Origin of the sequence: Salinibacterium sp. PAMC 21357 (assembly GCF_000247645.1) — a bacterium.
Lineage (GTDB): Bacteria > Actinomycetota > Actinomycetes > Actinomycetales > Microbacteriaceae > Rhodoglobus.
The window spans coordinates 855,256-881,976 of sequence record NZ_AHWA01000004.1 but is presented as its reverse complement, the minus strand read 5'-3'; the positions used below and the strand labels follow the sequence as shown (position 1 = coordinate 881,976).

The following is a 26,721-nucleotide window of genomic DNA, read 5'->3' as shown; positions in this document are numbered from 1 at the left end:
AATGACACATGTGACGGTAATCGGCCTCGGCGCGATGGGCCTGCCGATGGCGACCCACTTGACGAAGTCTTTCGACGTGAAGGTGTACGACATCAACCCTGTTGCGCTTGAGAAAGCCGCCGCTGCCGGGGCTACGCCAGCGTCGTCACTCGAACAGGCAGCGGATGGTGCCGACGTCGTCGTGCTGATCGTTCGCGATGCTGCGCAGCTTCAGTCGGCATTATTTGGAACCGGCGGAGTCGTGGACGGGCTAGCGCCCGGATCAGTCGTGGTCATTACATCGACGGTCGGCGAAACCGCCCTGGTGCGCGCTGCAGACCTTCTAGAAGCACGGGGCATCCTCTGCGTAGACGCCGCCCTTTCCGGCGGCCCGGTTCGCGCAGAAACAGGAGACCTTCTCATCATGGTCGGCGGCTCTCCTGAGGCACGGTCGGTAACCCAGCCCGTACTCGATGCGCTCGGTTCGACCGTGTGCGTCGTGGGCGACAAAGTTGGCCAAGGCCAGCAGCTTAAGGCGGTCAATCAGCTTCTGTGCGGCATCCACACTGCCGCTGCGGCAGAAGCCCTTGCACTGGCGCATCAGCTCGGTCTTGACCTCGACATGGTTATTGACGTTCTCGGCGCTGGCGCTGCCGCGTCGTTCATGTTCGCTGACCGTGGCCCTCGCATTGCGCAGCAGTTGCGCGGAGAGACCCCGCCGTTGCGTTCGCGACTCGACGTGATCGGCAAAGACATGGGTATCGTCGGCGACGTCGCCCGCGAGCAGAAAGTCAGCGTTCCGTTGGCGAGCGCAGCGGAGCAGCTGTATCGCCTGGGCGAAGCAGCGGGACTCGCTGCAGAAGACGACTCCATCATCAGCACTCTTTTTGCTGCGAGCGACAAATGACCGTCATCTTCAACGAACCCTCAGATTTTGCCGAGGATGCCCTTGATGGCTTCGTAGAGCTCTACGCCGATCGGCTCTCCGCCGTACCCGGTGGTGTGGTTGCCCATCGCCGCGGTGAGCCCAAGGTTGCTGTTGTAATCGGAGGCGGATCGGGTCACTATCCCGCGTTCGCCGGCCTCGTCGGTCCCGGCTTCGCCACCGGTGCCGTAGTCGGCAACATCTTCACCTCCCCCTCGGCCGCACAGGTGTATTCGGTAGCCAAGGCTGCTAACGAGGGCCGCGGTGTGGTTCTCAGCTTCGGCAACTACGCCGGAGACGTGATGAACTTTGGAATCGCGGCTGAGCGGTTGCGCAGCGAAGGCATCGATACGCGCATCGTGCTTGTCACCGATGATGTGGGTTCGTCGCCCGAAGCAGATCAACGCCGGGGAATTGCCGGCGACTTTACGGTCTTCAAAGTGATGGGCGCTGCTGCCGCAGAAGGGCTCTCGCTAGACGAGGTTGAGCGTCTCGGCCGAGCCGCAAATGACTCCACTCGCTCACTCGGCGTTGCATTCTCTGGATGCACTATGCCCGGTTCCTCCGATCCGCTGTTCTCCATCCCCTCAGGTTTGGTGAGTGTCGGGCTAGGAATCCATGGCGAACCAGGGGTGCGCGACGTCGCGCGGCTCACCGCCGACGAATTGGCTCAGCTGCTTTTCGACGGTGTTCTCAGCAACCGGCCTGCCGGGGATTCGACTCGCGTCGCTGTCATCCTCAACGGGTTGGGAACGACGAAGTATGAAGAACTCTTCGTGCTGTGGAAGGCTCTTTCGCGCTTGGTCAGCGATGCTGGTCTCGCTGTAGTTGGCGTTGAGGTCGGCGAACTCGTGACGAGTCTCGACATGGGCGGCTGTTCGCTCACGCTGATGTGGCTCGACGAAGAACTCGAGCGCGCCTGGACGGCTGACGCTTACACCCCGGCCTATCGGAAGATCAGCGCTGGCCTCGAGAAGCTGACCCCGGTCGAGCCGGGAGCGGCATCGATCGCTCAGGCTTCCGCGCCAGACTCCACCGAAGCATCGCGGGCGCTAATGCCGCTGCTCGTGGCGGCGGTCTCGACCGTTCGTGCTGTCGTGCACGACAACGCTATCGAGTTGGGCGACATCGATGCGGTCGCGGGTGACGGCGATCACGGACGGGGAATGGTCAAGGGCATTGACGCTGCAGCGGGAATCGTCGACAACTCAATGTCGGGCGGCATCGCGTGGAACCTTCGCCAAGCAGGGCGCGAGTGGGCCACCCGCGCCGGCGGAACTTCCGGAGTTCTCTGGGGTGCGGGCCTTGAAGCCGCAGCGGAAGCGATTGGCGACGACCGTCACGAGTACGACGCCGCTGTCGTAACCGCCGCTGCCGAAGCGTTCCTCGGCGCGATCCAGCAGTTGGGTGGCGCTCAAGTGGGCGACAAGACTTTTGTCGACGCGCTCGTGCCGTTCATCCACACTCTCAAGCGCGAAGTGGACCGCGGTGAGGAGCTCGCTGCCGCGTGGAGCAGTGCTGCCGATGCTGCGACCCTAGCGGCAGCAGCCACAGAGAGCCTGACGCCCAAGAAGGGCCGGGCTCGACCACTCGCCGAGCGGAGCATCGGAACACCCGACGCTGGCGCAACCTCATTCGCGTTGATTGTTGGAGCACTCGCTCAACCTCGCACAGCCTGGAAGGCAGATTCATGAGCACTGAGACCCCACTGATCCGCGTCGTAATCGGTAGCGACGACGCCGGATTTGAGTACAAAGAGATCCTTAGAGCGGATCTCGAAGCAGATCCGCGAGTAGCTTCCGTCGTCGACGTCGGAGTTTCGGAAAGCGAATCGACGGCGTATCCGCACATTGCGGTGGATGCCGCTCGCCTAGTCGCCGCTGGCGAAGCAGACCGTGCGCTCCTCGTGTGTGGCACTGGTCTTGGCGTTGCCATCGCCGCGAACAAAGTGGAAGGAATCCGTGCGGTGACAGCCCACGATTCTTTCTCGGTGGAGCGAAGCGTCTTGTCGAACAACGCCCAGTGCTGTGCTTCGGTCAGCGCGTGGTGGGGCTCGAGCTTGCGCGACGCCTTGCGCGGGAGTGGCTCGGCTACACCTTCGACTCGTCGAGTGCCTCCGCAGAAAAGGTCGCCGAGATCGAACGCTACGAGTTGCGTCCACCAGCCTGATCGCCGGGTTTCCGCACGTTCGCCACCAGCCAGGTTCGAGCACATTCGCCAGACGCCTCCCGGGCTAAACGGCACAACCAGAGGAGTAGGTTCGAGTGGGAGTTGCCGGAGAGATGTTAAGAGTTGGGGTGGCGACGCCACTCAGCGAAGATCTGTGCGCGTTGATCGAATCGTTGGAACCTCGCGTTCACCTGATTCGCGATCAGTCGTTGTTGCCCCCGATGCGATTTACCGCGGACTACGCGGGCGATCCTGACTTTAGCCGCACCACTCACCGGCAGTCGCAGTTCATGAAACTGCTCAACTCTGCTGACGCCCTCTACGGAATCCCCGATCTGTCGACCCCCCTGCTGAAAGAGGTGGTGCAGCAGAATGGCGGTCTTCGTTGGGTGCAGACCATGGCGGCGGGCGGCGGAGCCCAGATTCGAGAAGCAGGCTTCACGCGGCAGGAACTCGATCGGGTTACATTCACCACCTCAGCGGGAGTGCATGGAGGGCCGCTGGCGGAGTTCGCATTGTTCGGGCTGTTGGCGGCCAACAAATCGCTCCCTCGCCTCCTTCGGCAGCGCCAGGCGCGCGAGTGGAGCGAACGGTGGCCGATGGCGCAGCTCAGCGACCAAACGATACTGCTCCTCGGACTGGGCGGAATCGGATCCGCACTGGCAGAAAAGTTGAGCGCGCTCGGTGCCCATGTGCTCGGGATGAGTCGCCGCGGCGAGAGAGTTCCCGGCGTTGCCGAGATAATCGCACCGCGCGACCTCCCGGCGGCGATCCAACGCGCAGACGGAATAGTGGTGTCTTTGCCGGGGACCCCTCACACCGAGAAACTTGTCGACACCGAATTTCTCACGATGGTCAAACCCGGGGTCACCCTGGTCAACGTGGGGCGCGGCAGCGTGATCGACGAACAGGCTTTGATCATTGCGCTTTCTGATGGTCGTGTCGGTTTTGCGGCCCTCGACGTCGTAGAAACAGAACCTTTGGTGGCGTCGAGCCCGCTCTGGGAGATGGATAACGTGCTGTTGAGCCCCCACACTGCCGCGTTGACCTACGCGCAAGAGGAACAGATCGCGCGACTCTTCGCTCGAAATGCGAGCGCTTTTCTGGATGGTCGTCCCCTGCGTAACATCGTCGACACGGTGCATTTCTACTAACGGTGCTCATGCTTGCGAGGTCATGAGTATCGTGGAGTCTGAACGCTGAGTTCACAGCTCAGCACGTCAGCTTTACGAAGTAGGGATCTATGACTCAGCCCGCGAAAGTCACCATTATTGGCGCCGGAATCGTTGGGCTGTGCACCGCCTGGTTCCTGCAGGAGCGTGGCATTGAGGTCACGGTTCTCGACCGCACGGGCGTTGCCGCCGGTGCGTCGTTGGGCAACGCCGGCTGGGTGGCTCCCGCTCTGACTCTTCCGCTGCCGGAGCCGTCGATCTTCAAGGTCGGCATCAAAGCGGTGATTGACCCGACGTCTCCTGTCTATGTTCCTTTTGCGGCGAATACGACCCTGCTGCGCTTCCTTGCCGGGTTCGCGCGCCACTCGACGCCCAAGATGTGGCGCCGCAACATGGTCACGTTTGCCGAGATCAACAAATGGAGTCTCGACTCGTTCGACCGGATGGAAGAGGGCGGAGTCTCCGCCGCGCTCAAGCACGCCGAGCCCTTCCTTGCTGCCTTCACGAACGAGGCCGACCGCCAAGTCATCACCCACGAGTTCGATGAGGTCGCGGCCGGAGGCGGTCACGTGAGCTTTGAGAAGATCACCGGTGACGAGCTGCGCGAGTTCGAGCCGAGTCTCTCGAAGCTCGTGACGCATGGGCTGCGCGTAGACGGCCAGCGCTTCATCAACCCGCCCTCGTTCATGCAGGTGCTGGCGGCATCCGTGCGCGCTCGCGGCGCCACGATCGTGGAGGGTGCGAAAGCAACCGGCATCCGCGACCTCGGTGCTGCCGGAGTTGCCGTCGACGTTGAGGGCCAGAATGCAGTGCTCAGCAACGAAGTTGTTATTGCTACCGGAACCTGGCTCGGCGACCTCGCCCGCCAGTTCGGCGTGCGTCAAGTCGTGCAGTCAGGTCGCGGCTACAGCTTCAGTGTGAAGCCGCCCGTGATTCCGACGCACCCGATCTACCTGCCCGCCCAGCGCGTAGCCTGCACACCCCTCGGCGATCGGCTGCGCGTGGGAGGCATGATGGAATTTCGGTCAGCCGATGCGCCCGCCGATTCTCGCCGCATCCAGACCATCGTCAACGCGGCTAGCCCCCTGTTCGACGGCGTCGACTGGGAGGCCCGCGAAGAAGAGTGGGTCGGCTCGCGCCCCTGCACTCCCGATGGTTTGCCGCTGGTCGGTGGCACGCGCTCGCCGCGCGTTCACGTTGCGGGCGGTCACGGCATGTGGGGAGTTACCCTCGGGCCGCTAACGGGGCGGATGCTCGCCGACTCGATCACCGGCGGCGACAAGCATCCGCTGCTGACTGCCTTCGACCCGCTGAGGTAACCCTGCCCCATTAGTGTTCGGGGAGTTCGATTCCACGGCGTGTGAGCGAGCATGTCACCCCCAGTTCGCGGCAGATGGCGCTGAGAATAGGTAGTTTTCTTGAGGCAGAAGATAACGTGGCCGGAGTGCTCACTTAGATGAATCGTGGGCGCCTGAATTTTCTGAGGAACGTCATGTCTCCGTCGCTTGAGCCGAATGCTCGAAAGGCCTCAACGATCATCCGGCTGGCGCTCGCCAGCGTGGCTCTGATCGGTATCGGTGCTGCCGCTACGAGCGCATCATGGACGGCCCAGACCACGCTCACCGCGAGCGCCAAAGCGGCATCCATCGAGTTGTATGGCGCGTTGGCGGTGAACGGAATCTGTTCGACCAGCGCAGGATCGCCCTACGTCGAAGCAGATACTGCCGGTGGTGGTGTCGTCATCACGCTGGCTTCGGGAGAGTTCGCGGCGCTGCTGCCCGATCAGAAACGAACGGTCCGCATCTGCGTTCGCAACGGCGGCGATCTGCCGCTGAATGTCTCGCTTCAGCCTCTTGCCGTCACCAGCAACAGCGTTTTCGGTGGTTCAACGCCTGCGACCCTCGAGGTTCGCACGAGTAGCGCCGCCTTCACAGCGACAGTTCTCGCTGCCAATGCGACCCTGCCGTTAGACGTTGTCGTCACGACTCCCGCCCAGTGGTCGACCTCGTCTCAGGGGCTCTCCTCGGGCGCCGTGCAGATCGTGTTCAGCGGTACTACGGACGTGCCCTAGTGCGCACCGCGAAAGTTCTCCGCGCAGCCGGCGATGGACTGTTGTGGATCATGGCCGCGATTGGTGCCGTGACCGGAATCTTGTGGATTGCGAACGCCTTCGGTGTGATTCAGCCTCTCGTAGTGGTGTCGGAATCGATGCAGCCCGCGATCCGCACGGGTGATCTGCTTATTGCTTTTCCTGTTCCTGTCGACGAGCTGCAGGTCGGCGATGTGGCGAGCCTGCCCTCCACTATTACGGGCAATCTCATCACTCACCGCATCATCGATGTGGCCGCCGACGGCGACACGGTGTCTTTCGAGATGCAGGGCGACGACAATGACGCCCCGGATGCTGAAACCTACACGTATGCGCTCGGCGACACCGTGCTGCATCCGATGATCACTCTGCCGCGAGTAGGGGCAACGCTGACCGTGCTCGGTTCGCCGCTGATCGGAATCCCGCTCGGAATCGCGATCGTCGCGTCGATTGTTCTGACGGTGTTGCCGACGAGTTCGCGCACTCTTCGTGCTGAAGATGCTGATGGCGATGGCGATGGCGATGGCGATGGCGATGGCGAGTCGGCGCAGGCTGGTCTCTCCAGCGTGGTTGAGGGAGTAGAGCAGTGATGAAAAGAGTTCTTCTCGCAGTGGTTGCAATTGTCGCGACCATTGTGATGTTTGCGACGTCAACGGCGACAGCGCCCAAGGAGACTGTTGCGGCGTGGACCGACCCCGCCGTTTTTGTTGCGGAAGCGTCAACGGGCACGTGGGCAAACGCCGCTCCGACTCCAAGTTCTCTCGTGATCGTGCCGGGCAACACCTCCACCGCGCTTGACTCAACGGTCTGGGACATCCCCGCATCTCCGACGAGTTCAAGTTTCTGCGTCGACGTGAGCGTTCGCGGAACGAGTGCAACCCCCGCTGCCTGGGAGCTGCACGCCAACATGACGTTGCCGCCCTTCAACGGTCGAACCGGCTCTGACGGGATCTACTCCCGAGGGTCGACTCAGGCTTCCTTCTCCACGACGACTCAGACGCCGAACACTCTGGTGATTACCGGTGCTGGTTCTGGAAGTTCGAATTGGAACGAGTCGTACAACAATCGCCTCATCACCGAAGTGCAGCAGCTCACCATCACGATCTGTGTGAGCAATACGCCGATCGCCGCTCCGGGAGCCACGAGTTACTACTCGGTGGAGCAGGCGCACACAACGTGGACTGACACTCGAGCCTGTGTCGCTGTCACCGCGACGGGCAAGGTCGCCGATCTGCAAGCCAACCCCTTCTTCTTCGGCTGGCAAGCAACAGTGGACCTCGCTGCGGCGAAGAACCGCATCCTAAGCGCGGGCAAGACGGTCAACTATGTCGGTTGGTCACCGTCGCCGTCATCGGGCTATCAGTACATAACGTCGCCGACGTCGTACTACCCGCCCGCCGATTCCTACGCCATCACTTCCGGCCGGGCCACCGCCATCAAGGGAACGATGACGAGCACGATCACGGCCTGCGTGCACGGGTACTAGGTGTACTGACCGAAGATAAAATCGAGGCAGTCACTCGCCTCCGTTGTGTACTGGTCTGGCGTCCTCGGGGGGTTCTCCGACTTCGTGGATGGTGTGGCCGCTGCAGGGCAGAGTGGTGACGCTGGCCCGCTCGATGCGTGACGCGGAGAACCATCGCATCGCGTCGCGCAGACGGCACCACCCGATTAGGTACCACCGGCCGCTCGTGGAAGCGAACAGCACAGGTTCGACGTCACGAATTGTCGTGGTGCCGTTTCCTGATGTGTAGCGGATGCGAACCACCCGTTGCTCCGCCATCGCCTCTTCGAGTGCTGACCTGACCGCGCGCGAGGAAGCAGGAGGCGCGTTGACCCAGATGCGTTGTGCCAGTTCGTCGGCTCGCGCTCGGGTTCTGGGGTCGAGGACCTCCATGATCTTCCGAATGCCCGCCGCAGCGAGATCCGAGTAGGGAGCATCGGGTGCCGAGGACACCGCGGCCATGAGCGCCACCGCCTGCGTCGGGGAGAGGGTGACGGGCGGTAATGACGCGCCTTTCGCCAGCCCATATCCGCCACCCGGGCCCGGGCGAGACCAGATTGGCGCGCCGCTGTTCTCCAGCGCATCGAGGTCTCGTTTGACGGTCCGCACTGATACCTCGAACTCTCGCGCCAATCGTTCAGCAGAGACGCCGCGCGCACCGCTGCGACGCAACATTTCGGACAGGGCATGAAGACGTTCGGCGCGTCTCACAATTCAGGCCTCCGCAAATTCATGACATCAATAGTGACACACTTCTGTCCATCTCTGCTGAGAGGGTAGCCCCATGACAACTACTGTGAGCAGTCCGACCATCGTTCTCATCGCCGGCCATTGGCTGGGAGCATGGGCATGGGACGAAACCCTCGAACACCTTAAGGCCCACCACGCTCGCGTAGTCCCGATGACTCTGCCTGGTCTCGACGGAGACGACACCAACCGCGCGGCGAAGACTCTTGACGACCAGGCCGTAGCGATCCGAGAAGTCATCGCGCAACAGGGCGATCAGCCTGCGATCCTCGTCGCACACAGCGGTGCGAACGCCCCCGTGAGTCTTGTCCTCGATCGGTACCCCGAGCTTGTCTCCCGAGTGGTGTGGGTCGATTCTGGCCCCGTAGCGGACGGCAGCGTGTTCGCCCCTGACTTTCCCGAAGAGCTCGAAGAGCTCCCATTACCGTCGTTCGATGCCCTCGGACAGCAGGCAAGCCTCGAAGGCCTGAGCTCCGACGACCTCGAGCGATTCCGGGCGAGGGCTGTCCCGCAACCGGCCTCGGTGATTCGTGGACCCGTCGAGCTCGTGAACAGCGCCCGCCACAGCATCCCGACGACCTTGGTGTGCTGCTCTATCTCGAGCGAGCAAGTGTTGGCACTCGTCGAGGATGGTCACCCTATGTTTGCCGAGGTCGCCAACCTCGAACATGTCGACATCATCGACCTCCCCACGGGACACTGGCCTATGTGGAGCCGACCGCGCGATCTCGCGACCGTCATTCTGTCGGCGGTCTCGCAAACCAGCTGACCTGCACTCAGAGCTGAAAGGTGCAACTAGGTGCCGTAAGCAGCTCTAATCGCACTCGATCTCGGGCTTGGGCGCTGGCATGGGCTCTTGCTGTGACGTGGGCGTGGGCTCGGGCTGTGAGGAGGGCGTGGGCTTGGGCTCGGGCGTGGGCTGCGGGCGTCGCGGGCTGGCGTCGGCCTCGCGCACGCGATCGACCAATTCGCGCCACGGTCCGACGAGCTGCTGCTCGGGAATGACCGCTTCGTGCGGCTCGCAATGAATTTCGTAGGTGTAGCGGTCGGGCATCGTGTTCTCGGTCGGATGCTCGTTCCACGGGATCTCGGCAATGAGCAGATACCACTGGTCGGGGTCCGGCTGCTCGTCGACGACGACAGTCCACTCCACGCGTCGACCGAGGAGGCCGCCGCTTCGCCACACCTGTACCTTCACAGGTGCATGTTATCCCGTTGCCGTGCGGGCGAACAGGGTAGGAGAAGGGGTCTATCCCCGCGAAAGCGTGGAACCTGCTGGTGTCAGGCCGCAGCTGGCACTACCCCGACGAGTGCCCACCCCTCCTCGACCGCACGCTGCTCCTCAGAGCCGTCACCGAAGCGCGCAACCGCAGCCGCGATGGTGGCGGCAGCGAACTCGCTGAACTCGCTGCGGGGTGTGAGTGAACCATTCGTGAGGGTATCGAACCAGATCTGCCCGGCCCGCTCCCACGCGAAACCGCCGAGGGTGTCGGCGGCGCTCCAGAAGGCGCGATTGGGGATGCCCGAGTTGAGGTGCACGCCACCGTTGTCTTCTTGCGTGACGATGAAGTCGTCCCAGTGCGCTGGCTGCGGATCTTTGCCGAGCACATCGTCGTCGTAGGCGGTGCCCGGAGCCTTGAGGGAACGAAGGGCATTGCCCTCGACCTCGTCGGTGAAGATACCTTCCCCCACCAGCCAGGATGCTTCTGCTGCGGTCTGGCCCCCGGCGTATTGCTCTACGAGGGCACCGAAGACATCAGAGACATGCTCGTTGAGGGCTCCACTCTGGCCGCGGTAAACGAGGCCAGCCGTGAACTCCGTGACCCCGTGCGCAAGTTCGTGGCCGATAACGCTCAGCGATCCAGTGAAGCCGGTAAAGATCTCACCGTCACCGTCGCCGAACACCATGCGGCTGCCATCCCAGAAGGCATTGTCGTAGAGCGCGCCAAAGTGCACGGTTGCCTCGAGCGGTGAGGAGCGGTCGTCGATCGAGTCTCGCTCGAACACCTCCCAGAAGAGGGCGAAGGTGTGGCCGAGGCCGTCATACGCTTCGGAGACGGAGGCGTCGCCCGTCTCGGGCTCGCCCTCTGACCGTACGAGCACGCCCGGCAGTGTCTCGCCGGTCTGCGCATCCGAAATCGCCCGGCTGACAGTGCCGCGCGCCACCGCCGTCTGGTCGGGGCGGAGCGATCGCGGCGGCAACGTGTGCTCGTGGCGGCCATGATCGAGATGATCGTGCCCGATATCGGTGAGCGATCGCTGCGCGGCATGGGCGGCTCGTTCGAAGCGGGGATCGTCGAGCGTCGCGATGCGCGACAGCAAGAACGGGGGCACGATCGCGCAGAGGGCGCGGGGCGATTCAGCGGGGGAAACGGGGGTGTGCGACATCCGGAACATGCTTCATGCTGACACGCACCACCGACGCTGGCGAGAGGCTACGGCGATTCTCACGGAGTCCCCAGCGAGCCCCGCCCAGCAACCCGCGCCACGCAAGAAATCGCTACGACAAGCAAAACTCTGCTCTCGGGTAGACTGAGGTGTAATCCCCCCACATTTTCGAAGGGATCCACTATGCCAGCAATCGTGATCATCGGCGCCCAATGGGGCGACGAGGGCAAGGGAAAAGCAACCGACCTCCTCGGTAGCCGCATCGACTACGTCGTGAAGTTCAATGGCGGTAACAACGCCGGGCACACCGTCGTCATCGGCAACGAAAAGTATGCGCTGCACCTCCTACCGTCAGGCATCCTCACCGAGGGTGTCACCCCGATCATCTCCAACGGTGTCGTTATCGACCCCGAGGTGCTTTTCGAGGAGCTCGACGCTCTCATCGCCCGCGGAGTCGACGTCTCCAAGCTGCTGGTGAGCGCCAACGCGCACATCATCACCAACTACCACCGCACCCTCGACAAGGTGACGGAACGCTTCCTCGGCAAGCGTCAGATCGGTACGACCGGCCGCGGAATTGGTCCGGCGTATGCCGACAAGATCAACCGCGTCGGCATCCGCGTTCAAGACCTCTTTGACGAGAACATTCTTCGCCAAAAGGTTGAGGGCGCTCTCGACCAGAAGAACCACTTGCTCGTGAAGGTCTACAACCGTCGCGCGATCGAGGTTGAAGAGATCGTCACCGAGCTGCTCAGCTATGCCGACCGTCTGCGCCCCATGGTCGCCGACACCGGTCTGCTGCTGAACCAGGCACTCGACAAGGGCGAGATCGTGCTCTTCGAGGGTGGCCAGGCCACGATGTTGGATGTTGACCACGGTACGTACCCGTTCGTCACGTCATCCAACTCCACCTCGGGTGGCGCGGCGACCGGTTCGGGCGTTGCCCCCAACCGCCTCGAGCGCATCATCGGAATCGTCAAGGCTTACACAACTCGCGTGGGTGCCGGGCCGTTCCCGACCGAACTGCACGATGAGTCGGGCGAGTTCTTGCGCTCCAACGGATTCGAATTCGGCACCACCACCGGGCGCCCGCGCCGCTGTGGTTGGTACGACGCCCCCATCGCCCGCTACACGGCGCGCGTCAACGGTGTCACCGACTTCGTTCTCACCAAGCTCGACGTGCTCACCGGCCTGGCGACGATTCCTGTCTGTGTCGCTTACGACGTTGACGGCACGCGTCACGATGAAATGCCCGTCTCGCAGTCAGACTTTCACCACGCCGTGCCGATCTACGAAGAGTTCCCCGGCTGGACCGAAGACATCACCGGTGCCCGCACCTTCGAGGACCTCCCGAAGAACGCGCAAGACTACGTGCTCGCCATCGAGAAGATGAGCGGCGCCCGCATGTCAGCAATCGGCGTTGGCCCCGGCCGCGACGAGATCATCGTTCGTCACGACCTCGTCGACTAAGCCTCGACACTCAGTTCGCACTCAGTTCGCACTCAAGCGGCACGCACCGGAGGCATTCGGAGCGTGCCGCTTCTGCGTTGGCGGCGGGGCGAGCAGCCGGGGGGATGCGTGCTGCGCCCATTCAGGATCGGCTGATACGGTCGATCACACCGCCGAGAGGAGTAATCATCAAGTATCTCCAGTATGGATCTGCCGCGATGTTGCTACTGCTCTTCCTCTCGCTCTCATGGCGGCGGGACGGCATCATTGGCGATTCGCTCGCCCTCATTCTTCTCCCGCTGGCCTTGATTGGATTTGCGGCCTTCACGCTCGCAATCGGGCTGCGCTCGATGAAGCCCAGCAAGGGTTTGGGCACGGTGACGGTGGTGGGCCTCGTGGCCGTTTTTGTCGCGCTCGCCGGCACGGTTGTTTCGTACTCGGTAATCAGCGCTGGCGGGACAGAGAGCTTCATCTACTTCGGCGTGAACATCGGTCTGGCCCTGACCGGAGTGATTCTGGTCGTCGTCGGCGCTCGTCGAGCGGAAGCGGAGCAGCGTGAGTCTGGTCGTTCGGTGGGCGGATCCTCCGAACCCCAGTAGCCAATCAGGGATTGCTGGACTGAACGTCAGCAATCGGTGGGTGAAAGTCCGAAAACCGCGGGTGGGCGGGCTCCGCGGAGTGGGAGTATTTGTAGGTGACCGTAACGCGCCCGCAGCCCCGCATCCTTCAGGGGACCTTCGTCAGTGTCGAACCTCTGACCGAAGAGCACCTCGCTGATCTCTGGCCCGCCCTCGGCGTGCCCGAAGTGTTCGCCGGCGGCTATGGTCGCGGCCCTGCTGGGTTGCCCGCTAACGAAGCATCCTTCATTGACTGGATGCGCGCCGGCTACCTCGGTTACGCCGACCGGATGCCGTTCGCCATCCGCTTGAGCTCCGGCCCCGACGCGGGGCGTCTCGTGGGCGTCAGCACCATCGGCGACCTCGACGAAGCCAACGCCAACGCGCACATCGGCTGGACCGCCTACGCACCGAACGTCTGGGGCACCGCGGTCAACCCCGAGGCAAAACTTTTGCTCCTTGGCTTCGCGTTCGACAGCGGCTACAACCGGGTGCGGCTCCAAGCGGACTCCATCAATGCCCGTTCGCGCGCCGCCATCCTCAAGCTTGGTGCCACCTTTGAGGGCATAGAGCGTAAGCATCTTCTTCGGGCCGACGGCTCGTGGCGCGACACCGCGCGGTATTCCGTGATCGACAGCGACTGGCCGGTCGTGAAGGCCGGGCTACTCGCGCGCCTTGCGCAGGCTGGGGCGCCCAGCGCTAGTGCGGCGACCGACCGGGATGCGGCAACCGATGCTGCTGCGGCGCCCGACGCGACCTCCCGTGACGCTGCCGAGCGGGAGCCCCGCGCGTGAGCGCCCCCGTTGCTGACGCTGGTCGCGTCGAGAAGCATGATTCGACATCCAATCTCGGTACGACGCTGCGCTTTGCCGCAGCCGGCCTCGTGTGGGGCTCAAGCTTTCTCTTCATCAAAATAGCGCTGGATGGAGTGAGCTTTGGGCAGGTCGCCTGGAGTCGGGCGGTGCTCGGCGCCATCGCGCTCGTCATCGTGTTCACGGTCAGTCGCCGCAAGCTGCCACGCAAGCCCATCGTCTGGGCGCACTTCACAGTGCTCGCGTTTCTCTTCGCCGTGTTCCCGTACCTGCTGTTTGCGTGGGCCGAACAGTATGTGAGCTCGGGCCTTGCCAGCATCTACAACGCAACAACCCCCATCATGACGGCCATCTTTGCGACGCTCGTATTCCGGGTCGAAAAGCTGACGCGCTCGCAGATTGCTGGAGTCACCCTCGGAATTTTCGGGGTGCTGGTCATCATCGCGCCTTGGCAGGCGGGCGACATCAGCGGCAGCCTGCTCGGGCAACTTGCCTGCCTCGGCGCAGCGCTCTGTTACGGCGCCGCGATGAGCTACCAACGCAAGTTTGTGGCGCCCTACAAAATTGCCGGCGTTACCTCCGCCACCATGAACATCGGTATCGCCGCCGTCATCTACATTCTGCTCACGCCACTCATCGCCGTAGGCCCGGTGAACCTCACACTGCCGGTCGTCGCGAGCCTGCTCGCCCTTGGAGTGCTCGGCACCGGCATGGCCTACGTCTGGAACTACCGCGTACTCGCCGAGTGGGGGCCAACCCGCACCTCAACCGTCACCTACATCACGCCCGTGATCGGGGTCATCCTCGGCTTCGTCATCCTCAAAGAGACCATGTCGTGGCATGAGCCTGTTGGTGCAGTGCTCGTGATCATCGGGGTGCTTTTGGCGCAGGGCCGACTGAAGTGGCCACGGGGCGCGGCGCGAACGCACGCTGCGCTGAAGTAACCAATTCCTATGAATTAGACCGGATGTGTTGGTTTCTGACCCATCAATCAGCGTCATCTGAGAAACTGAGACAATGCTTTCTCCATTCCTCATCCGCCGGATCGGCGTTGGTGCGGCCGCCCTCGGCGTCGTCGCGGCCATTACCGCCTTTGTGATCGTGGCCGCCCCGGTGACAGAACCCGCAGCGACGATCGACGAGAGTGTTGCAGAAGTCGAGCCGGTAACCCCCGAGGTTCAGGCTGTCAGTGCCGTGACGGGCACGCTCGTCGGCGGCGAATCCATCGAGATCAAGGGTGCGGCCCTCGATGACGTAACCGCGGTCACCTTCGGAGGCATCCCCGCCACCAACGTTGTAGTTACTGACAGCGAAACCCTGACCGCCACTGTGCCCTCAGCCCTAGATTTTCAGCCCTCAACAGTGGCCGTTGAAGTGATGGCGGATGTCGAGGTTGTGCCCGCTGTGACACCGCTCGAATACACCTATGCGGCATCCACCCCCGTAGACAGCCAGATGCAATACCTGCTCGCGCACTGGCAGGACTACAACATCGCCGAATACGGCAACCTCAACCCGGTCGGTGGCGACTGCGCCAACTTCGCCAGCCAATCGCTGCTCATGCGCGGGTGGACGATGACCTCCGACTGGTTCAACTACGACGCTGCTGCAGACTGGAGCGGCGCGTGGGGTTACGTGCCCACCATGGAGAACTGGCTGCTCTCGAACCCCGAACTCGGAGCAACCCAGTTGAGTTTCGACCAGCGCGATCAAGCCAAAGTCGGCGACCTTGTCGTCTTCGACTGGAACGACAACGACTACCTCGACCACATCCAAGTGGTGTCGTCAGTCTCGACCGTCGACGGCGTAACCACCGTTAAAATGGTCGGCCACAACCTCGACACCAACTACCGCGACCTCGACGAAACCATCACCGTGGATCACCCGGGAGCAACCGGGCACTTCTGGAGCATCCCGTAACCAGCGCGGTCGCCACACGATAGCTCGGCTGCCGGGCTGCCGGGCTGCCGGGCCGTCGTGCCGTCGTGCCTGCGAGCGTTAGCCGTTCAGCGCCGCATCCACGATTAGTTTCGCTTCAGCCTGCACCTGACGCAGGTGCTCAGCGCCCTTGAACGATTCGCCGTAGATTTTGTACACATCTTCGGTGCCACTCGGGCGTGCAGCGAACCACGCAAACTCAGTCGTCACCTTCACGCCGCCGATCGATGCGCCGTTGCCCGGTGCCTCCGAGAGCTTTGCCGTGATCGGGTCACCCGCGAGTTCGGTCGCCGCGATTGCAGCACCGCTCAGCTTGCCCAGCTTCGCTTTCTGCTCCTTCGTGGCTACGGCATCCACTCGTTCATAGGCGGGGTCGCCGAACTCTTCGACCAGCTCGGCGTAGAGAACGGATGGGGTTTTGCCGGTGACCGCCAGAATCTCACTTGCGAGAAGCGCGAGCAGGATGCCGTCTTTGTCGGTCGTCCAGGTCGAGCCGTCCTTGCGCAGAAAACTTGCTCCAGCACTTTCCTCGCCACCGAACGCGACTGAGCCATCAACGAGGCCGGGAACGAACCACTTGAAGCCAACCGGCACCTCCCACAGGTCGCGGCCCAGCGCGACAGCAACCCGGTCGATCATCGAACTGGAGACGAGCGTCTTGCCGATAGCGGCATCCGGGTTCCACCCCTCGCGGTGCGTGTAGAGGTACTGGATCGCGACAGCCAAGTAGTGGTTGGGATTCATGAGGCCACCGTCGGGGGTGACAATGCCGTGGCGATCAGCGTCGGCGTCGTTGCCGGTGAGGATGTCGAACTCGTCGCGACGAGCAACGACCGAAGCCATCGCGGATTTCGACGACGGGTCCATGCGAATCTTGCCGTCCCAATCCAGGGTCATGAACGACCACGTCGGATCAACGAGAGGATTCACCACGGTCAGATCAAGAGCGTACTTTTCGGCGATCAGCTTCCAGTAGTTAACGCTCGCACCACCAAGAGGGTCGGCGCCAATGCGGATCCCTGCCGTGCGAATCGCATCCATGTCGATGATGTTCTTGAGGTCGTCAACGTAGTGTCCGCGGAAGTCATAGCGGCCCACAGGCGTGTACTCGGCGCCGACAGTAGTGCCCCATTTCACATCGTGGCTGCTGTCGGCGATGATCGCGTTTGCTCGGTCGGCGATCCACCCGGTGGCGTCGCTATCGGCCGGACCGCCGTGCGGCGGGTTGTACTTGAAGCCGCCATCGCGGGGCGGATTGTGGCTGGGGGTGATGATGATGCCGTCGGCCAGGTCATCATGGCCAGCAGCGTTATAGGCGATGATGGCGTGACTCAGCGCCGGGGTGGGAACGTAGTCATCGAACTCATCCTTCAGCGCGTGCACCCCATTGGCGGCAAGCACCTCAAGGGCGGTGGTCTCAGCTGGCTGAGACAGCGCATGAGTGTCTCGACCGATAAACAGCGGCCCGGTGATGCCCTGCGACACCCGATATTCCACGATCGCCTGCGTGACGGCAGCGATGTGCACTTCGTTGAAGGCAGTATCGAGCGAGGAGCCACGATGGCCGCTCGTGCCGAACACAACGCGCTGCTCAGCGATCGAAACATCCGGAACCAGCGCGTAATACGCCGTTACGAGTTCGTTCACATCAATGAGGTCGGATGCCTGAGCTGTCGTGCCTGCGCGATCGTTCATGCGTTCCAGTCTTCCACCTTCACCCGGCAGTCGGAGCTTCATGTGGCAAACGCGCAGCCTCCACACGCTCTACAGTCGATGTATGGCAGCAGCAGATCAGGCCCACAATGACAACGTCGACCCCGAAGTGCGCGAGCAACTTTTGGGTGCCCGCCGCAGCATCGACAACATTGATGCCGCCCTCGTCCACATGCTCGCCGAGCGCTTCAAATACACGCAGCAGGTCGGCCGGCTGAAAGCCACCAAGGGTCTTCCCGCGTCAGACCCGAATCGTGAACGCGACCAGATCGCACGCCTCAAGCTGCTCGCTGAAGAGTCACACCTCGACCCGGCTTTTGCTGAGAAGTGGTTCAACTTTGTCGTCGCTGAGGTTATTCACCACCACGAACAGCTGGCCTCCGGCAGCGAGCCAGACGCTGGTAACTAACCGGCGCTCCGACGCTATTCGCTGAGGTTGTCGCTCAGCACATCAAGCACGAGCGCCCGTGTCTGATCGGCAGTCTCGCCCAATTCTGAGGCGACGAGCCCCACGAGCGACTCCAGCAGAATCGTGTGCGACACCCGCGAGGTGTGTTCCAGTTCGTGGCGGAACGATCCCGTCGCTGGCGCAATCACGAGCGCGTTGTCGGCGAGTTCCACTAGCGGCGACTGCGCAAACGAGGTCACCGCAATGAGGTGGGCTCCCGAGGCACGAACAGCGCGAGCGGAACGCAGCGTCGACTCGTTAGCGCCACTGCCACTGATCACCACACAGGCATCGTCGGGAGCAAGGCCGCGGGCGGCAATCTGCTGGCCGATGGCGTCCGCCACATACTCTGACGGCCGGCCAATAGCGGTGAGACGCATGGCGAGATCACTGGCTTGGGCAGAGGAGAGTCCGTTAGCGATCACGAGCAGGCGGCGAGCGGTGGCGATGCGAGTCACCGCGTCATCGACGCCGTCACTATCGAGCGCGGCTGTGATGTGGGGAAGGGCGGCGGCGAGGGCATCCACTTCGGCGCGGATGCGGCCAAGCGCACCCTTCTCGTAAGTGACCTCGCGAGCTTCGGTCTGGGCAAGCTCGCGAGTGAGGGCAACCCGCAACTGCGGGTAACCCCGGTAGCCAAGACGCTGGCAGGCGCGGATGACGGTGGACCGAGCAACACCAGCCCGGTCCGCGATTTCTTGAGCCGTGTTTTCTACCGCGGCTGCTGGATCATCGAGCAACAACTGAATGAACTTATCTTCACTGGGAACGAGCGCGTTGCGCACCGTCGCGATACGCGCGGTGGGGGAGGCGTCGGAGTTTCCGGTCCAACTCATGCCAGGCGTGCTCCTTCGGTGATGCGGCGGCGGATGCGACCAGAAATAGCATCGATGGCCATCGTGACAATCACGACGACAATCAGCAGCATCCCGACAGTCGACCATTCTCGGTACTGAGTGTAGGAGGTAAGCATGTCACCAATGCCGCCAACGCCGATCAAACCGAGCACGGCCGACGAGCGAACATTGATCTCGAAGCGGTACAGCCAGAACGACATGAACTCGGGGCTGGCCGAGGGCCACACTCCCCAGCGCACAACTTGAGACCAGGAGCCACCCGCCGCGCGCGTTGACTCAATCGGGCCACGGGGAACGCCCTCGATGGACTCGTAGCCCCACTTGCCGAGGGTGCCGATGCCGTTGATGCCGAGCGCGATGGCCCCGGTGAGGGGAGTGAGCCCCGTGACCGAGAGGATCACGATCGCGATGATGATTTCGGGCACCGCACGAATGAGGGCGAACCCGACGCGCAGCACAGCACGAACCGGGGCGGGTCCGAAGTCGCGGGCGGCCACGAAACTCAACGGGGTTGCCAAGATGATCGCAATCACGGTGCCGACCCACGCCATCGCTACCGAGCGCCACGTTTGCAGCAGTGCTTCGGGCAGCTTCGACCAGTCGGGGCTGGAAAACATCAACCAGGTGTAGCGGGCGATCTCGGCGGGAAGATCGAGAATGCGAGCCCACTGAATGTCGACAGACCAGAAGGCGGCGATCACGACCGTGGTGGTCGCCAGCCAGAGAGCGTTCCGCAGGGTGCGGCGCGGCCGCGGGGGAGCAAGGAGCGTCATACGAGCCTCTTTCGAATCGTTGACGAGATCACGTCTATGACGACGACCACCACCAGAATCTCCAGAATGATGAGGGATAGCTGGTCGTAGCGGTAGAAGGTGCGCACGGCGTCGATCAGCAGGCCAAGCCCACCGGCGCCGACGAGGCCGAGCACGGTGGAGGCTCGCACATTGAGTTCGAGAACGTAGAGGCTCTGGTTCGCAAACGCCGGCCAGACGTCGGGCAGGGCAGCGGCGCGGTTGACTTGAGCGCCGGTTCCACCAGCAGCGCGAGCGGCTTCGAGCGGGCCTGCATCGTTGCTTTCGATTGCTTCCGACACGAGCTTCACGATGATGCCGACGTTGAAGAGCACGAGGGCGATGATGCCCGGCAGGGCACCCACCCCGACCATCGCGACCAGAATCGCAGCGTAGAGAAGCTCCGGCACTGCCCGCACAATGTTCAACACTGTGCGCACGACTCCACGCAGCACCGGGTGCGGGTTCGTGAGTCGGGCTGCCCACAAACTCAACGGCAGCGAAATAATGGCGCCCATTGCGGTAGCGATCACGGCCATCTGCAGTGTCTCGATCAGCGGTGGAATGGTGCGGGGAAAGAACGACCAATCGGGCACCAAGAGTAGCGCGATCTTGCCGGCACCATTTTGCCAATTGCGGGCAATCGCCTCAAACGAGAACGCGATGCCCCACTGGGGGCTGAAGGTAATCAGCGTGATCACGAGCACCACGGCCACGGCAACCCACGGCTTCCAGCGGCCCCGCGGGCGCGGTGGAATGATCAGCGTGAGCGCTGTTGCGGGGGCGGATGTCCCGGCGGGACCGGGAGAGGGTGCTGCGGTTGTCATTCGCCTAGCACATCCTCCGGCGCAATGCTGCGCCCGTAGATGGCCTCAAAGTCGGCATCGGTGGCGCTCGCCGCGGGGCCGTCGTAGACAACCTCGCCAGCGCGGAGGCCGATCATCCGCGTCGTATAAGTGCGGGCAAGATCCATCAGGTGCACGTTCGTGATGACGGTGATGCCGAGGGTGCGGTTGATACGGCGCAGGTCGTTCATCACGGCGTGGGCCGTCGGCGGGTCGAGGCTCGCGACCGGCTCGTCGGCGAGCATCAGTTGCGGCTGTTGCGTGAGCGCCCGAGCGATGGCCACGCGTTGCTGCTGGCCACCCGAGAGGCTGGAGGCGCGATCCCAACACTTGCCCAAAATACCCACGCTCTCGAGCGCTTCGAACGCGAGCTGCTTCTCGGCGGGGCGGTGCAGGCCGAGCAGGGTACGCCAGGTCGGAGTGTGAGCGAGGCGCCCGACGAGCACGTTGTCGAGAACGCTCGCGCGCCCAGCCAGGTTGAAGCTCTGGAAGATCATGCCAATGCCGCCGCGCAGAGCGCGCAAGTCGCGGCCACGAGTCGTCGCGAGGTCGCGATTGCCGACCGTGAGCGAGCCAGACGTCACCGGAACCAACCCGTTGATGGTGCGAATCAGGCTCGACTTGCCGGAACCAGACAGCCCAACGACGGAGACCATCTCGCCGGCTGCGATATCGAGGGAGACATTCTTGAGCGCGGTCACACCGTTGCCGTAGCGCACGGTCAGATCGCGCATGCTGATTGCCCACGACGCAGCGGCCGGAGTGGTGGCTCCGGCCGCTGCGCTGGGTGCGGGAATGCTCAATTACTGAAGACCAAGCTTCTCGGCGGCCCGGGCGACAACACCGAGCGAGTCGGGATTTGCGGGGGCGAGCTTAGTGATCGAGTAGATCGACTGCAGAATTTCGGAACCCTCTTCGGTGTTCGAGTAATCCGCGAGCGCATCCGTGATCTTCTGCTGAAGCTCAGGAGACAGACTGCTCGTGAGAGCGACACCATCGTTGGGGATCTCTTCGCTCAGTGCAAAGACAACAACCTTTTGGCCGACATCCGGAACATCCTTCATGACGATGTCGCGGGCATCCCAGAAGCTGAAACCAACTTCGGCATCACCGTTGTAGACAGCGAGCACGCTGGCATCGTTTGCCGTAACCGGAACCTGGTTGATGTCGTTATCGGTGTCGATTCCCGCTTCTTGCAGAGCGAGGATCGGGTAGATGTAGCCAGCGGGTGAGCCTGGGCCGAGAACAGCAACGCTGGTTCCCTTGTCAATCTTGTTGATGCTGTCGAGGCCAGCAGGGCCGGCGAGTGCGTCAGCACCGTTGCAGAACAGCTTGCCGTCGCGCTCAACGGGCTCGTCGTCGCAGTACTTGTCGGGATTGTTCGTCATCAACTGAGCGGGGTAGGTGATGTTGCCATTGCGCTCGGTTTGCAACACAACACTCGCGTCGTACATGTCGTTGGCTTGCCACAACTGCAGCGACGGCAAGAAGCCAATCTGCGCCTGGTCGGCACCCATTGCTTCAACCGCGGCCTGGTAGTCCTTCGACACAACACCCGTGACCTCCATGCCGAGAGCCTCGGTCAGGTAGTCGGTGAGCGGCGCTGCGGTGGTAACAAGTTCTCCCTGGTCTTGCGAGGGAACCAAGGCGAGAACGAGCGACGTCGGGTCGGAGCTTTCGGTGCCTTCGCTGGACGCGGCACTCGTACTGCAAGCGGAAAGTGTGAGAGCGGTCGCGGTGAGTGCAACGCCGACAACGAGTGCGCGGCGAGAATTTTTGCTGAGGGTAATCACGGGGTTTTCCTTTCAATGAGCTGGTGGTGTCGTGCGGGTGGTGCCGTAGTGCGGTTTAGGGTCGTACGGCCTGTTCTTCGCGGTGGGTTCCGTGAAGCCAGGAGTTGAAGGCCTCGTACAGTTCGCCGAGGGTCGCGGCCGTGAAGTCGGCGTGCGGATGAGGGATGTCAGACAGGAAGGCGGTGGCAGCTCCGCGGCGAAAGGCGGGCTCTAGGTCGTTTGCCCAAATGTCTCCGATGCTGAGCAGCGGGCCGGAGGGCATCCATTCATCGAGCACTGCTTCAAGACCAGCGGGTTTGCCGAGCCCGGTGTAGACGTGGTCGAAGTACTCGCTGATGCCGAGAGTGTCGAGAGTTTCAGCGATGCGGATATCGGGGGCGTTGGTGGCGAGAATGATCGTGGCGTGCTCGCGGGCGGCCTTCAAAAAGTCGGCAAGACCCTCGGGCGCGGCGACAGGTGCTGAGTCGGTGGCAAGAAGTTGGCGGCTCGCGAGGTAGGCGGCGTTGTGAGCATCCGGTGCAAGGGGCAGCGTTTCTGACACGAGACGCACCAGTTCGTAACCGTCAGCGGCGTCTGAGAATGAATGCCCGGGCTCCCGCAAGAGCGCAATATCGACGTCGCGCAGAAACTTTTCGGACGCTCTCGGCGTGAGGTCGCTGGCGATGGCCCGGGCGTAGGCGATGATCGGCCCGTTGCCGAGGGCGACCGTGCCGTCGAAGTCGAAGACGAGGGTGCGGGTGCGGGGGTGAGTAGCTGCGGTGGACATTGCGTCCAAGATATAAGGGCCACAATGACGTTTGGGCCATTTCGGGTGAACGGCAGGTAAATCATTTCCGGGACAGCCGCAGTCGAGCCTACGATCAAGGCGTGGCCGAACAGCACCTAACCCTCGCCGAACTCGACACGAGCGCTCGCAGTATCGCCGAAGCTGCCGGAAGGCAAGAGGCTTCGCGAGCGCGCATTCACGCCATCATTTCCGGCGAATTGCCCTGGCTTAGCGACCAGGTTCGGGCCGATAGTGAAGCGAGCCGCTTCGCTGACTGGGCTCTCTCAACCGCCATCGACGAGAACACCGGCGAGCCCGTCATCTCCTGCGAACTGTTCGAGGTGCTGCACGAGCTTGCGGGGCTTGAGGCGCACTGGCCAATCGGAAACGCCGGCCTGCTGCACTGCTACGGCTACCTGCTTTCGACGGCATCCACCCCCTACGGGCTCAAACGAGATCGCTGGATCACCGCCGAGTTGGCCACCGCGTTCGGCCTCGCGCCCGACGCGTTCACGCCGTGGGCGGGCACCGAATCGCTGCTGAGTCGAGTCGCGCGCACCATCATTCCCGTACTCACTGATCCGCCAGCCGACGCACTTGCCGTGCACACCGCCATCACCGCACCGGATGCCGCGGGTGTCTCCCGCACGACGCGAACGGTTGTCGTGCAGCGGCAGGGCGTCGCGGCTGTGGTTTACGGCCTGATGGTGCAGCGCGCTGGGGTGAGGTCGGTCCGACCGGTGACGGTGTTCCCGGTCTCGGCGTCCCCCGAGTGGCTCGCGGAGCTCGCCGCCGACACCACGCGATTGCGTTTCAACGCCGTCGGCGTGGCCAACTCGGTCGGGACAGCCAGCGCGGCACTTACAGCGGACGCGGATTAGCTCCGCCGTCGGTGCACGCTAGATGTTCTGCCAGGCGGGCCGATTGGCCCACGTGTAGCGGTAGTAGTCGGCATTCTGTAGCTGGGATGCGGCAGCTTCGTCCACAATGACGGTGACGTGGGGGTGCAGCTGAATGGCGCTGCCGGGCTGGCTCGCAGTGAGGGGCCCTTCAACGGCGGCCGCGATTGCGCTGGCCTTGCCTTCGCCGAACGCGAGAAGAACTAGGTGCCGAGCGCGCATGATCGTGCCCAACCCTTGAGTGAGACAGTGACGCGGAACCTCGTCAACGCTGTCAAAGAAGCGCGCGTTGTCTTGGCGCGTGCGCTCGGTGAGGGTTTTGATGCGGGTCAGTGAGGCGAATGACGATCCGGGTTCGTTGAAGCCGATGTGGCCGGTGCTGCCGATTCCGAGAAGCTGAAGGTCGATGCCGCCGGCCTCAATGATGTCGCGCTCATAGTCACTGCCGGCGGTTTCGATGGAGGCGCTCGCATCGCCGGGTAGTCGCACCAGTTCGGGGTTCAGACCGAGAGGCTCGACTACTTCACGAGTGATGACGGCACGGTAGCTTTCTGGGTGGCCTGCGGGCAGACCGACGTACTCATCGAGGGCGAAGCCGCGCACGGCGGAAATATCGAGAGGTTCCTCGCGCAACGCGTGTGCGAGAGCCTCGTAGACGGGCAAGGGAGTTGATCCGGTGGCAAGACCGAGCACGGCATCCGGCTTGCTGCTGATCAGTGAACGGATCGCGCTCGCGGTAAGTGAACCGGCATGCTCGCGGCTTTCAACAATGACGACTTCGGCCATGGGTAACTCCTCAGAACTGGCGTGGGGTGGATGCAAAGGGGAAGGGGCGCGCGGTTAGAACAGGGTGTAGCCGCCGTCGATGGTGACAATTGAGCCCGTCATGAAACTGGAGGCGTCGCTGGCGAGCAGCACGGTCACCGGCCCCAGTTCTGAAGGCAGTCCGTAGCGTTTGAGGGCGGCAGGTTCGACGCAACTGGCCTGATACTCGGGCTGATCTACGGGGGATGCTTCGGTGAGAATGTAGCCGGGGGCAATGGCATTCACGCGGATGCCGTGAGGGGCCCACTCGGCAGCCAACGCTTTAGTGAGCTGATGCACTGCGGCCTTCGACGCTAAATAGGATGCTTGCCATCGTGGCTGGTTCACAATCTCGGCTGACATGGAACCAACGTTTACGATGGTGCCGCCACCATGGGCGGCCATGTATTTGCCTGCTGCTCGGCTGCAGTGCCAGACACCGTCGAGGTTGGTGGCAATGACGTCGCGCCAGACACTATCGGGGGTGTCGAAGGCTGCGCCGCCGATGCTGATTCCGGCGTTGTTGATGAGAATATCGAGACGACCGAGCGTGCTCGTAACGCGCTCAATGGCGGCGTCTACGGACTCAATGCTAGTGACATCGAGGGTGATGCCGAGCGCGCGGATTCCAAGTTCTTCTAGCTGGTGGGCGGCGGCATCCGCATCGCTGGGGGTTCGCGCGGTGACGGCGACTGTTGCACCTGCTTCGCCGAGGGCTTGGGCAAGGGCGCGGCCGATTCCCCGGTTTGCTCCAGTGACGAGGGCGACACGGCCGTCGAGGCTGAAGCTGTCGAGTACGCGCTCATGGTGCGACGTCTGCTGTGACGGTGTCGGCGTCGAGGATTCGGTCAAGCACGACGCGAGCTGCGCCGATGATGCCACCGCGTTCTTTGGCTTGACTGACGTCGATTTCGAGCCCGTCGGTGGCGAGCGGGAGGCACTCGGTGTAGATCGCTGACTTCACGCCGCCGACGAACGCGCCGGCTTCGCTCAAGTTGCCGCCGAGCACAATGCGTTGGGGGTTGGAGAAATTGACCACTGTTGCCAAGACGGTGCCGGTGCGGATGCCCGCTTCGCGCAGCATTTGGGTGGCGAGGGGGTGGCCGTTTCTGGCCAGTTCAAGTACTTGGGGGGTGTCGGCGACATCCACTGAGGCTGCTTGCAAATTGGCGACGATCGCTGCGCCTCCTGCAACAGCGTCGAGGCATCCGTTTCTGCCACACGAGCAGGGTGTTGCTGGGGCACCGTGCGCGGTGACGTGGCTGATGTCGCCGGCCATTCCGTGATGGCCGTGGTGCAGCTCGCCGCCAAAGATGACGCCGCCACCGATACTGGAGCCTGCCTTGATGAAAACAAAGTCGTCAACGTCTTCGCCGCGGACGATGTGCTCACCGAGGGCCATGAGGTTGGCGTCGTTGTCGACAACGGTGGGTACTCCGCTGAGTTTGCTGAGTTCGACCGAAACGTCGAGCCCATCCCAGCCGGGCATTCGCGAGGGCGAGATGAGGAAGCCCGTGGGGTGGTTGACGGGGCCAGGCAGCCCGATTCCGATTCCGATGAGCTTTTGCCCGGCTTCGGCGTGATGGCTTGCAAGGTTCTGCGCTTGCGCGGCCACCCACGGCAGGAGCACCTCCGGCCCTTCGGCGATATCAATGTCGACGTGATGTTCTGCCACGAGTTGGGCGCGCATGTCGAAGAGACCGAATGATGCGTGGCGTGCGCCGAGGTCGACGCCCACGATGAGACCACCGCTGGGGTCCACCTCGAGTTGGCGTGGTCGACGACCGCCGTGGGAGTCGCCGTTTCCGGCTTCGCGAAGGTAGCCGGCCTCGATGAGGAGCTCGACGCGGAGAGCGACTGTTGTGGGGGAGAGGCCGGTGGCGCGGGCGACTTCTGCGCGTGAGGCTGCCCGCCCGTTGCGAACGAGAGTGAGGATGCCGCCGGGGGAGCCAGCCGTGCTGGACGGTGCTGGTGTGGCGGGCTTCGGCATCGGAACCAATCAGATCGGGTTGCGTA

28 protein-coding genes and 1 pseudogene are annotated in these 26,721 nt (G+C 63.0%); 16 read left to right on the top strand and 13 right to left on the bottom strand.

Translation table 11 applies throughout. The features are described 5' to 3' along the window. The first annotated feature begins 1 nt into the window (after nt 1). The 8 genes and pseudogenes from ON14_RS07605 (at nt 2) to ON14_RS07570 (ending at nt 7,820) form a co-directional block, all read left to right on the top strand. The gene (locus tag ON14_RS07605) at nt 2–886 is read left to right on the top strand and encodes an NAD(P)-dependent oxidoreductase (protein ID WP_010204268.1); all 885 of its coding nucleotides are present in this window, start codon (nt 2–4) and stop codon (nt 884–886) included. After that, entirely contained in the window at nt 883–2,598 is a 1,716-nt protein-coding gene (locus tag ON14_RS07600; RefSeq protein ID WP_010204267.1) for a dihydroxyacetone kinase family protein, read from the top strand. The genes ON14_RS07605 and ON14_RS07600 overlap by 4 nt, the downstream gene beginning before the upstream one ends. Next, nucleotides 2,595–3,073 (top strand): annotated as a pseudogene (locus ON14_RS07595) (ribose-5-phosphate isomerase). Before ON14_RS07600 ends, ON14_RS07595 begins: the two are co-directional and overlap by 4 nt. A 128-nt stretch (nt 3,074–3,201) precedes the next feature. Continuing rightward, nucleotides 3,202–4,227 (top strand): D-2-hydroxyacid dehydrogenase, encoded by a 1,026-nt coding sequence (locus tag ON14_RS07590; protein ID WP_010204265.1) that lies wholly within the window; start codon nt 3,202–3,204, stop codon nt 4,225–4,227. Nucleotides 4,228–4,316: 89 nt separating this feature from the next. After that, nucleotides 4,317–5,564 (top strand): NAD(P)/FAD-dependent oxidoreductase, encoded by a 1,248-nt coding sequence (locus tag ON14_RS07585; protein ID WP_010204263.1) that lies wholly within the window; start codon nt 4,317–4,319, stop codon nt 5,562–5,564. A gap of 173 nt (nt 5,565–5,737) precedes the next feature. Beyond that, complete coding sequence (locus ON14_RS07580; protein WP_010204261.1) at nt 5,738–6,316, top strand: hypothetical protein; 579 nt, start codon at nt 5,738–5,740, stop codon at nt 6,314–6,316. Continuing rightward, complete coding sequence (locus ON14_RS07575; protein WP_010204260.1) at nt 6,316–6,924, top strand: signal peptidase I; 609 nt, start codon at nt 6,316–6,318, stop codon at nt 6,922–6,924. Before ON14_RS07580 ends, ON14_RS07575 begins: the two co-directional genes overlap by 1 nt. After that, complete coding sequence (locus tag ON14_RS07570; protein ID WP_010204259.1) at nt 6,924–7,820, top strand: hypothetical protein; 897 nt, start codon at nt 6,924–6,926, stop codon at nt 7,818–7,820. Before ON14_RS07575 ends, ON14_RS07570 begins: the two co-directional genes overlap by 1 nt. 30 nt (nt 7,821–7,850) lie before the next feature. On the opposite strand, the gene ON14_RS07565 is transcribed toward ON14_RS07570, so the two are convergent. Then, complete coding sequence (locus ON14_RS07565) at nt 7,851–8,549, bottom strand: helix-turn-helix transcriptional regulator (RefSeq protein WP_010204257.1); 699 nt, start codon at nt 8,547–8,549, stop codon at nt 7,851–7,853. Between the two features lie 73 nt (nt 8,550–8,622). On the opposite strand from ON14_RS07565, the gene ON14_RS07560 reads away from it, so the two are divergent. Continuing rightward, nucleotides 8,623–9,354 (top strand): alpha/beta fold hydrolase, encoded by a 732-nt coding sequence (locus ON14_RS07560; protein ID WP_010204256.1) that lies wholly within the window; start codon nt 8,623–8,625, stop codon nt 9,352–9,354. 45 nt (nt 9,355–9,399) lie between these two features. On the opposite strand, the gene ON14_RS07555 is transcribed toward ON14_RS07560, so the two are convergent. Together ON14_RS07555 and ON14_RS07550 are read right to left on the bottom strand one after the other, a co-directional pair. Continuing rightward, entirely contained in the window at nt 9,400–9,783 is a 384-nt protein-coding gene (locus tag ON14_RS07555; RefSeq protein WP_192812263.1) for a protealysin inhibitor emfourin, read from the bottom strand. A gap of 83 nt (nt 9,784–9,866) precedes the next feature. Continuing rightward, complete coding sequence (locus ON14_RS07550; protein ID WP_010204253.1) at nt 9,867–10,973, bottom strand: M4 family metallopeptidase; 1,107 nt, start codon at nt 10,971–10,973, stop codon at nt 9,867–9,869. A gap of 183 nt (nt 10,974–11,156) precedes the next feature. Here ON14_RS07550 and ON14_RS07545 point away from each other — a divergent pair, with 183 nt between their 5' ends. The 5 genes from ON14_RS07545 to ON14_RS07525 all read left to right on the top strand — a co-directional run bounded on the left by ON14_RS07545 (nt 11,157) and on the right by ON14_RS07525 (nt 15,771). Beyond that, nucleotides 11,157–12,443 (top strand): adenylosuccinate synthase, encoded by a 1,287-nt coding sequence (locus ON14_RS07545; RefSeq protein ID WP_010204252.1) that lies wholly within the window; start codon nt 11,157–11,159, stop codon nt 12,441–12,443. A 197-nt stretch (nt 12,444–12,640) separates the two neighbouring features. Further along, on the top strand, nt 12,641–13,021 hold the full coding sequence (locus ON14_RS07540) for a hypothetical protein (protein WP_010204250.1): 381 nt from the start codon (nt 12,641–12,643) through the stop codon (nt 13,019–13,021). Nucleotides 13,022–13,116: 95 nt separating this feature from the next. Then, nucleotides 13,117–13,833 (top strand): GNAT family N-acetyltransferase, encoded by a 717-nt coding sequence (locus ON14_RS07535; RefSeq protein WP_010204249.1) that lies wholly within the window; start codon nt 13,117–13,119, stop codon nt 13,831–13,833. After that, nucleotides 13,830–14,795, top strand: a complete 966-nt coding sequence (locus ON14_RS07530; protein WP_010204248.1) for a DMT family transporter — start codon at nt 13,830–13,832, stop codon at nt 14,793–14,795. The genes ON14_RS07535 and ON14_RS07530 overlap by 4 nt, the downstream gene beginning before the upstream one ends. 73 nt (nt 14,796–14,868) lie before the next feature. Continuing rightward, nucleotides 14,869–15,771: an amidase domain-containing protein gene (locus tag ON14_RS07525; protein ID WP_010204247.1), complete on the top strand. Its 903-nt coding sequence runs from the start codon at nt 14,869–14,871 to the stop codon at nt 15,769–15,771. 78 nt (nt 15,772–15,849) lie between these two features. On the opposite strand, the gene pgm is transcribed toward ON14_RS07525, so the two are convergent. Continuing rightward, complete coding sequence (gene pgm / locus ON14_RS07520; protein ID WP_010204246.1) at nt 15,850–17,484, bottom strand: phosphoglucomutase (alpha-D-glucose-1,6-bisphosphate-dependent); 1,635 nt, start codon at nt 17,482–17,484, stop codon at nt 15,850–15,852. A gap of 82 nt (nt 17,485–17,566) precedes the next feature. On the opposite strand from pgm, the gene ON14_RS07515 reads away from it, so the two are divergent. Continuing rightward, the gene (locus ON14_RS07515; RefSeq protein ID WP_010204245.1) at nt 17,567–17,911 is read left to right on the top strand and encodes a chorismate mutase; all 345 of its coding nucleotides are present in this window, start codon (nt 17,567–17,569) and stop codon (nt 17,909–17,911) included. 14 nt (nt 17,912–17,925) lie between these two features. On the opposite strand, the gene ON14_RS07510 is transcribed toward ON14_RS07515, so the two are convergent. The 6 genes from ON14_RS07510 to ON14_RS07485 are packed head-to-tail and all read right to left on the bottom strand — an operon-like array spanning nt 17,926 to nt 23,002. Next, on the bottom strand, nt 17,926–18,786 hold the full coding sequence (locus ON14_RS07510) for a MurR/RpiR family transcriptional regulator (RefSeq protein ID WP_010204244.1): 861 nt from the start codon (nt 18,784–18,786) through the stop codon (nt 17,926–17,928). Then, a complete protein-coding gene (phnE, locus tag ON14_RS07505) occupies nt 18,783–19,580 on the bottom strand; it encodes a phosphonate ABC transporter, permease protein PhnE (RefSeq protein WP_010204242.1) in 798 nt (265 codons plus the stop codon). Before phnE (ON14_RS07505) ends, ON14_RS07510 begins: the two co-directional genes overlap by 4 nt. Continuing rightward, nucleotides 19,577–20,425, bottom strand: coding sequence for a phosphonate ABC transporter, permease protein PhnE (gene phnE / locus ON14_RS07500; protein ID WP_010204241.1), 849 nt, complete (start codon nt 20,423–20,425; stop codon nt 19,577–19,579). The genes phnE (ON14_RS07505) and phnE (ON14_RS07500) overlap by 4 nt, the downstream gene beginning before the upstream one ends. Beyond that, nucleotides 20,422–21,246, bottom strand: a complete 825-nt coding sequence (phnC, locus tag ON14_RS07495) for a phosphonate ABC transporter ATP-binding protein (protein WP_010204240.1) — start codon at nt 21,244–21,246, stop codon at nt 20,422–20,424. Before phnC ends, phnE (ON14_RS07500) begins: the two co-directional genes overlap by 4 nt. Next, complete coding sequence (locus ON14_RS07490; RefSeq protein ID WP_010204238.1) at nt 21,247–22,236, bottom strand: phosphate/phosphite/phosphonate ABC transporter substrate-binding protein; 990 nt, start codon at nt 22,234–22,236, stop codon at nt 21,247–21,249. It lies immediately after the preceding gene. A 55-nt stretch (nt 22,237–22,291) separates the two neighbouring features. Further along, complete coding sequence (locus tag ON14_RS07485; RefSeq protein ID WP_010204237.1) at nt 22,292–23,002, bottom strand: HAD family hydrolase; 711 nt, start codon at nt 23,000–23,002, stop codon at nt 22,292–22,294. A gap of 101 nt (nt 23,003–23,103) precedes the next feature. On the opposite strand from ON14_RS07485, the gene ON14_RS07480 reads away from it, so the two are divergent. Beyond that, on the top strand, nt 23,104–23,883 hold the full coding sequence (locus tag ON14_RS07480) for a hypothetical protein (protein WP_010204236.1): 780 nt from the start codon (nt 23,104–23,106) through the stop codon (nt 23,881–23,883). A gap of 18 nt (nt 23,884–23,901) precedes the next feature. Here ON14_RS07480 and ON14_RS07475 read toward each other — a convergent pair whose 3' ends face one another. The 3 genes from ON14_RS07475 to ON14_RS07465 are packed head-to-tail and all read right to left on the bottom strand — an operon-like array spanning nt 23,902 to nt 26,695. Then, complete coding sequence (locus tag ON14_RS07475) at nt 23,902–24,687, bottom strand: glucosamine-6-phosphate deaminase (protein ID WP_010204235.1); 786 nt, start codon at nt 24,685–24,687, stop codon at nt 23,902–23,904. Nucleotides 24,688–24,741: 54 nt separating this feature from the next. Then, nucleotides 24,742–25,557, bottom strand: a complete 816-nt coding sequence (locus ON14_RS07470) for an SDR family NAD(P)-dependent oxidoreductase (RefSeq protein ID WP_010204234.1) — start codon at nt 25,555–25,557, stop codon at nt 24,742–24,744. Further along, nucleotides 25,508–26,695 carry an ROK family transcriptional regulator gene (locus ON14_RS07465; RefSeq protein WP_010204233.1) on the bottom strand — a complete coding sequence of 396 codons (1,188 nt, stop codon included), beginning with the start codon at nt 26,693–26,695 and terminating at the stop codon, nt 25,508–25,510. Before ON14_RS07465 ends, ON14_RS07470 begins: the two co-directional genes overlap by 50 nt. Nucleotides 26,696–26,721: the final 26 nt, after the last annotated feature.

Bases quoted from the DNA above. Each gene is read 5' to 3' on its own strand.
- ON14_RS07585 (WP_010204263.1), top strand. From the start codon at position 4,317: ATGACTCAGCCCGCGAAAGTCACCATTATTGGCGCCGGAATCGTTGGG.
- ON14_RS07485 (WP_010204237.1), bottom strand. From the start codon at position 23,002: ATGTCCACCGCAGCTACTCACCCCCGCACCCGCACCCTCGTCTTCGAC.
- ON14_RS07605 (WP_010204268.1), top strand. From the start codon at position 2: ATGACACATGTGACGGTAATCGGCCTCGGCGCGATGGGCCTGCCGATG.
- ON14_RS07550 (WP_010204253.1), bottom strand. From the start codon at position 10,973: ATGTCGCACACCCCCGTTTCCCCCGCTGAATCGCCCCGCGCCCTCTGC.
- phnE (WP_010204242.1), bottom strand. From the start codon at position 19,580: ATGACGCTCCTTGCTCCCCCGCGGCCGCGCCGCACCCTGCGGAACGCT.
- ON14_RS07580 (WP_010204261.1), top strand. From the start codon at position 5,738: ATGTCTCCGTCGCTTGAGCCGAATGCTCGAAAGGCCTCAACGATCATC.
- pgm (WP_010204246.1), bottom strand. From the start codon at position 17,484: ATGAACGATCGCGCAGGCACGACAGCTCAGGCATCCGACCTCATTGAT.
- ON14_RS07540 (WP_010204250.1), top strand. From the start codon at position 12,641: ATGTTGCTACTGCTCTTCCTCTCGCTCTCATGGCGGCGGGACGGCATC.
- ON14_RS07560 (WP_010204256.1), top strand. From the start codon at position 8,623: ATGACAACTACTGTGAGCAGTCCGACCATCGTTCTCATCGCCGGCCAT.
- ON14_RS07465 (WP_010204233.1), bottom strand. From the start codon at position 26,695: ATGCCGAAGCCCGCCACACCAGCACCGTCCAGCACGGCTGGCTCCCCC.
- ON14_RS07600 (WP_010204267.1), top strand. From the start codon at position 883: ATGACCGTCATCTTCAACGAACCCTCAGATTTTGCCGAGGATGCCCTT.
- ON14_RS07515 (WP_010204245.1), top strand. From the start codon at position 17,567: ATGGCAGCAGCAGATCAGGCCCACAATGACAACGTCGACCCCGAAGTG.
- ON14_RS07475 (WP_010204235.1), bottom strand. From the start codon at position 24,687: ATGGCCGAAGTCGTCATTGTTGAAAGCCGCGAGCATGCCGGTTCACTT.
- ON14_RS07525 (WP_010204247.1), top strand. From the start codon at position 14,869: ATGCTTTCTCCATTCCTCATCCGCCGGATCGGCGTTGGTGCGGCCGCC.
- ON14_RS07545 (WP_010204252.1), top strand. From the start codon at position 11,157: ATGCCAGCAATCGTGATCATCGGCGCCCAATGGGGCGACGAGGGCAAG.
- ON14_RS07570 (WP_010204259.1), top strand. From the start codon at position 6,924: ATGAAAAGAGTTCTTCTCGCAGTGGTTGCAATTGTCGCGACCATTGTG.
- phnE (WP_010204241.1), bottom strand. From the start codon at position 20,425: ATGACAACCGCAGCACCCTCTCCCGGTCCCGCCGGGACATCCGCCCCC.
- ON14_RS07510 (WP_010204244.1), bottom strand. From the start codon at position 18,786: ATGAGTTGGACCGGAAACTCCGACGCCTCCCCCACCGCGCGTATCGCG.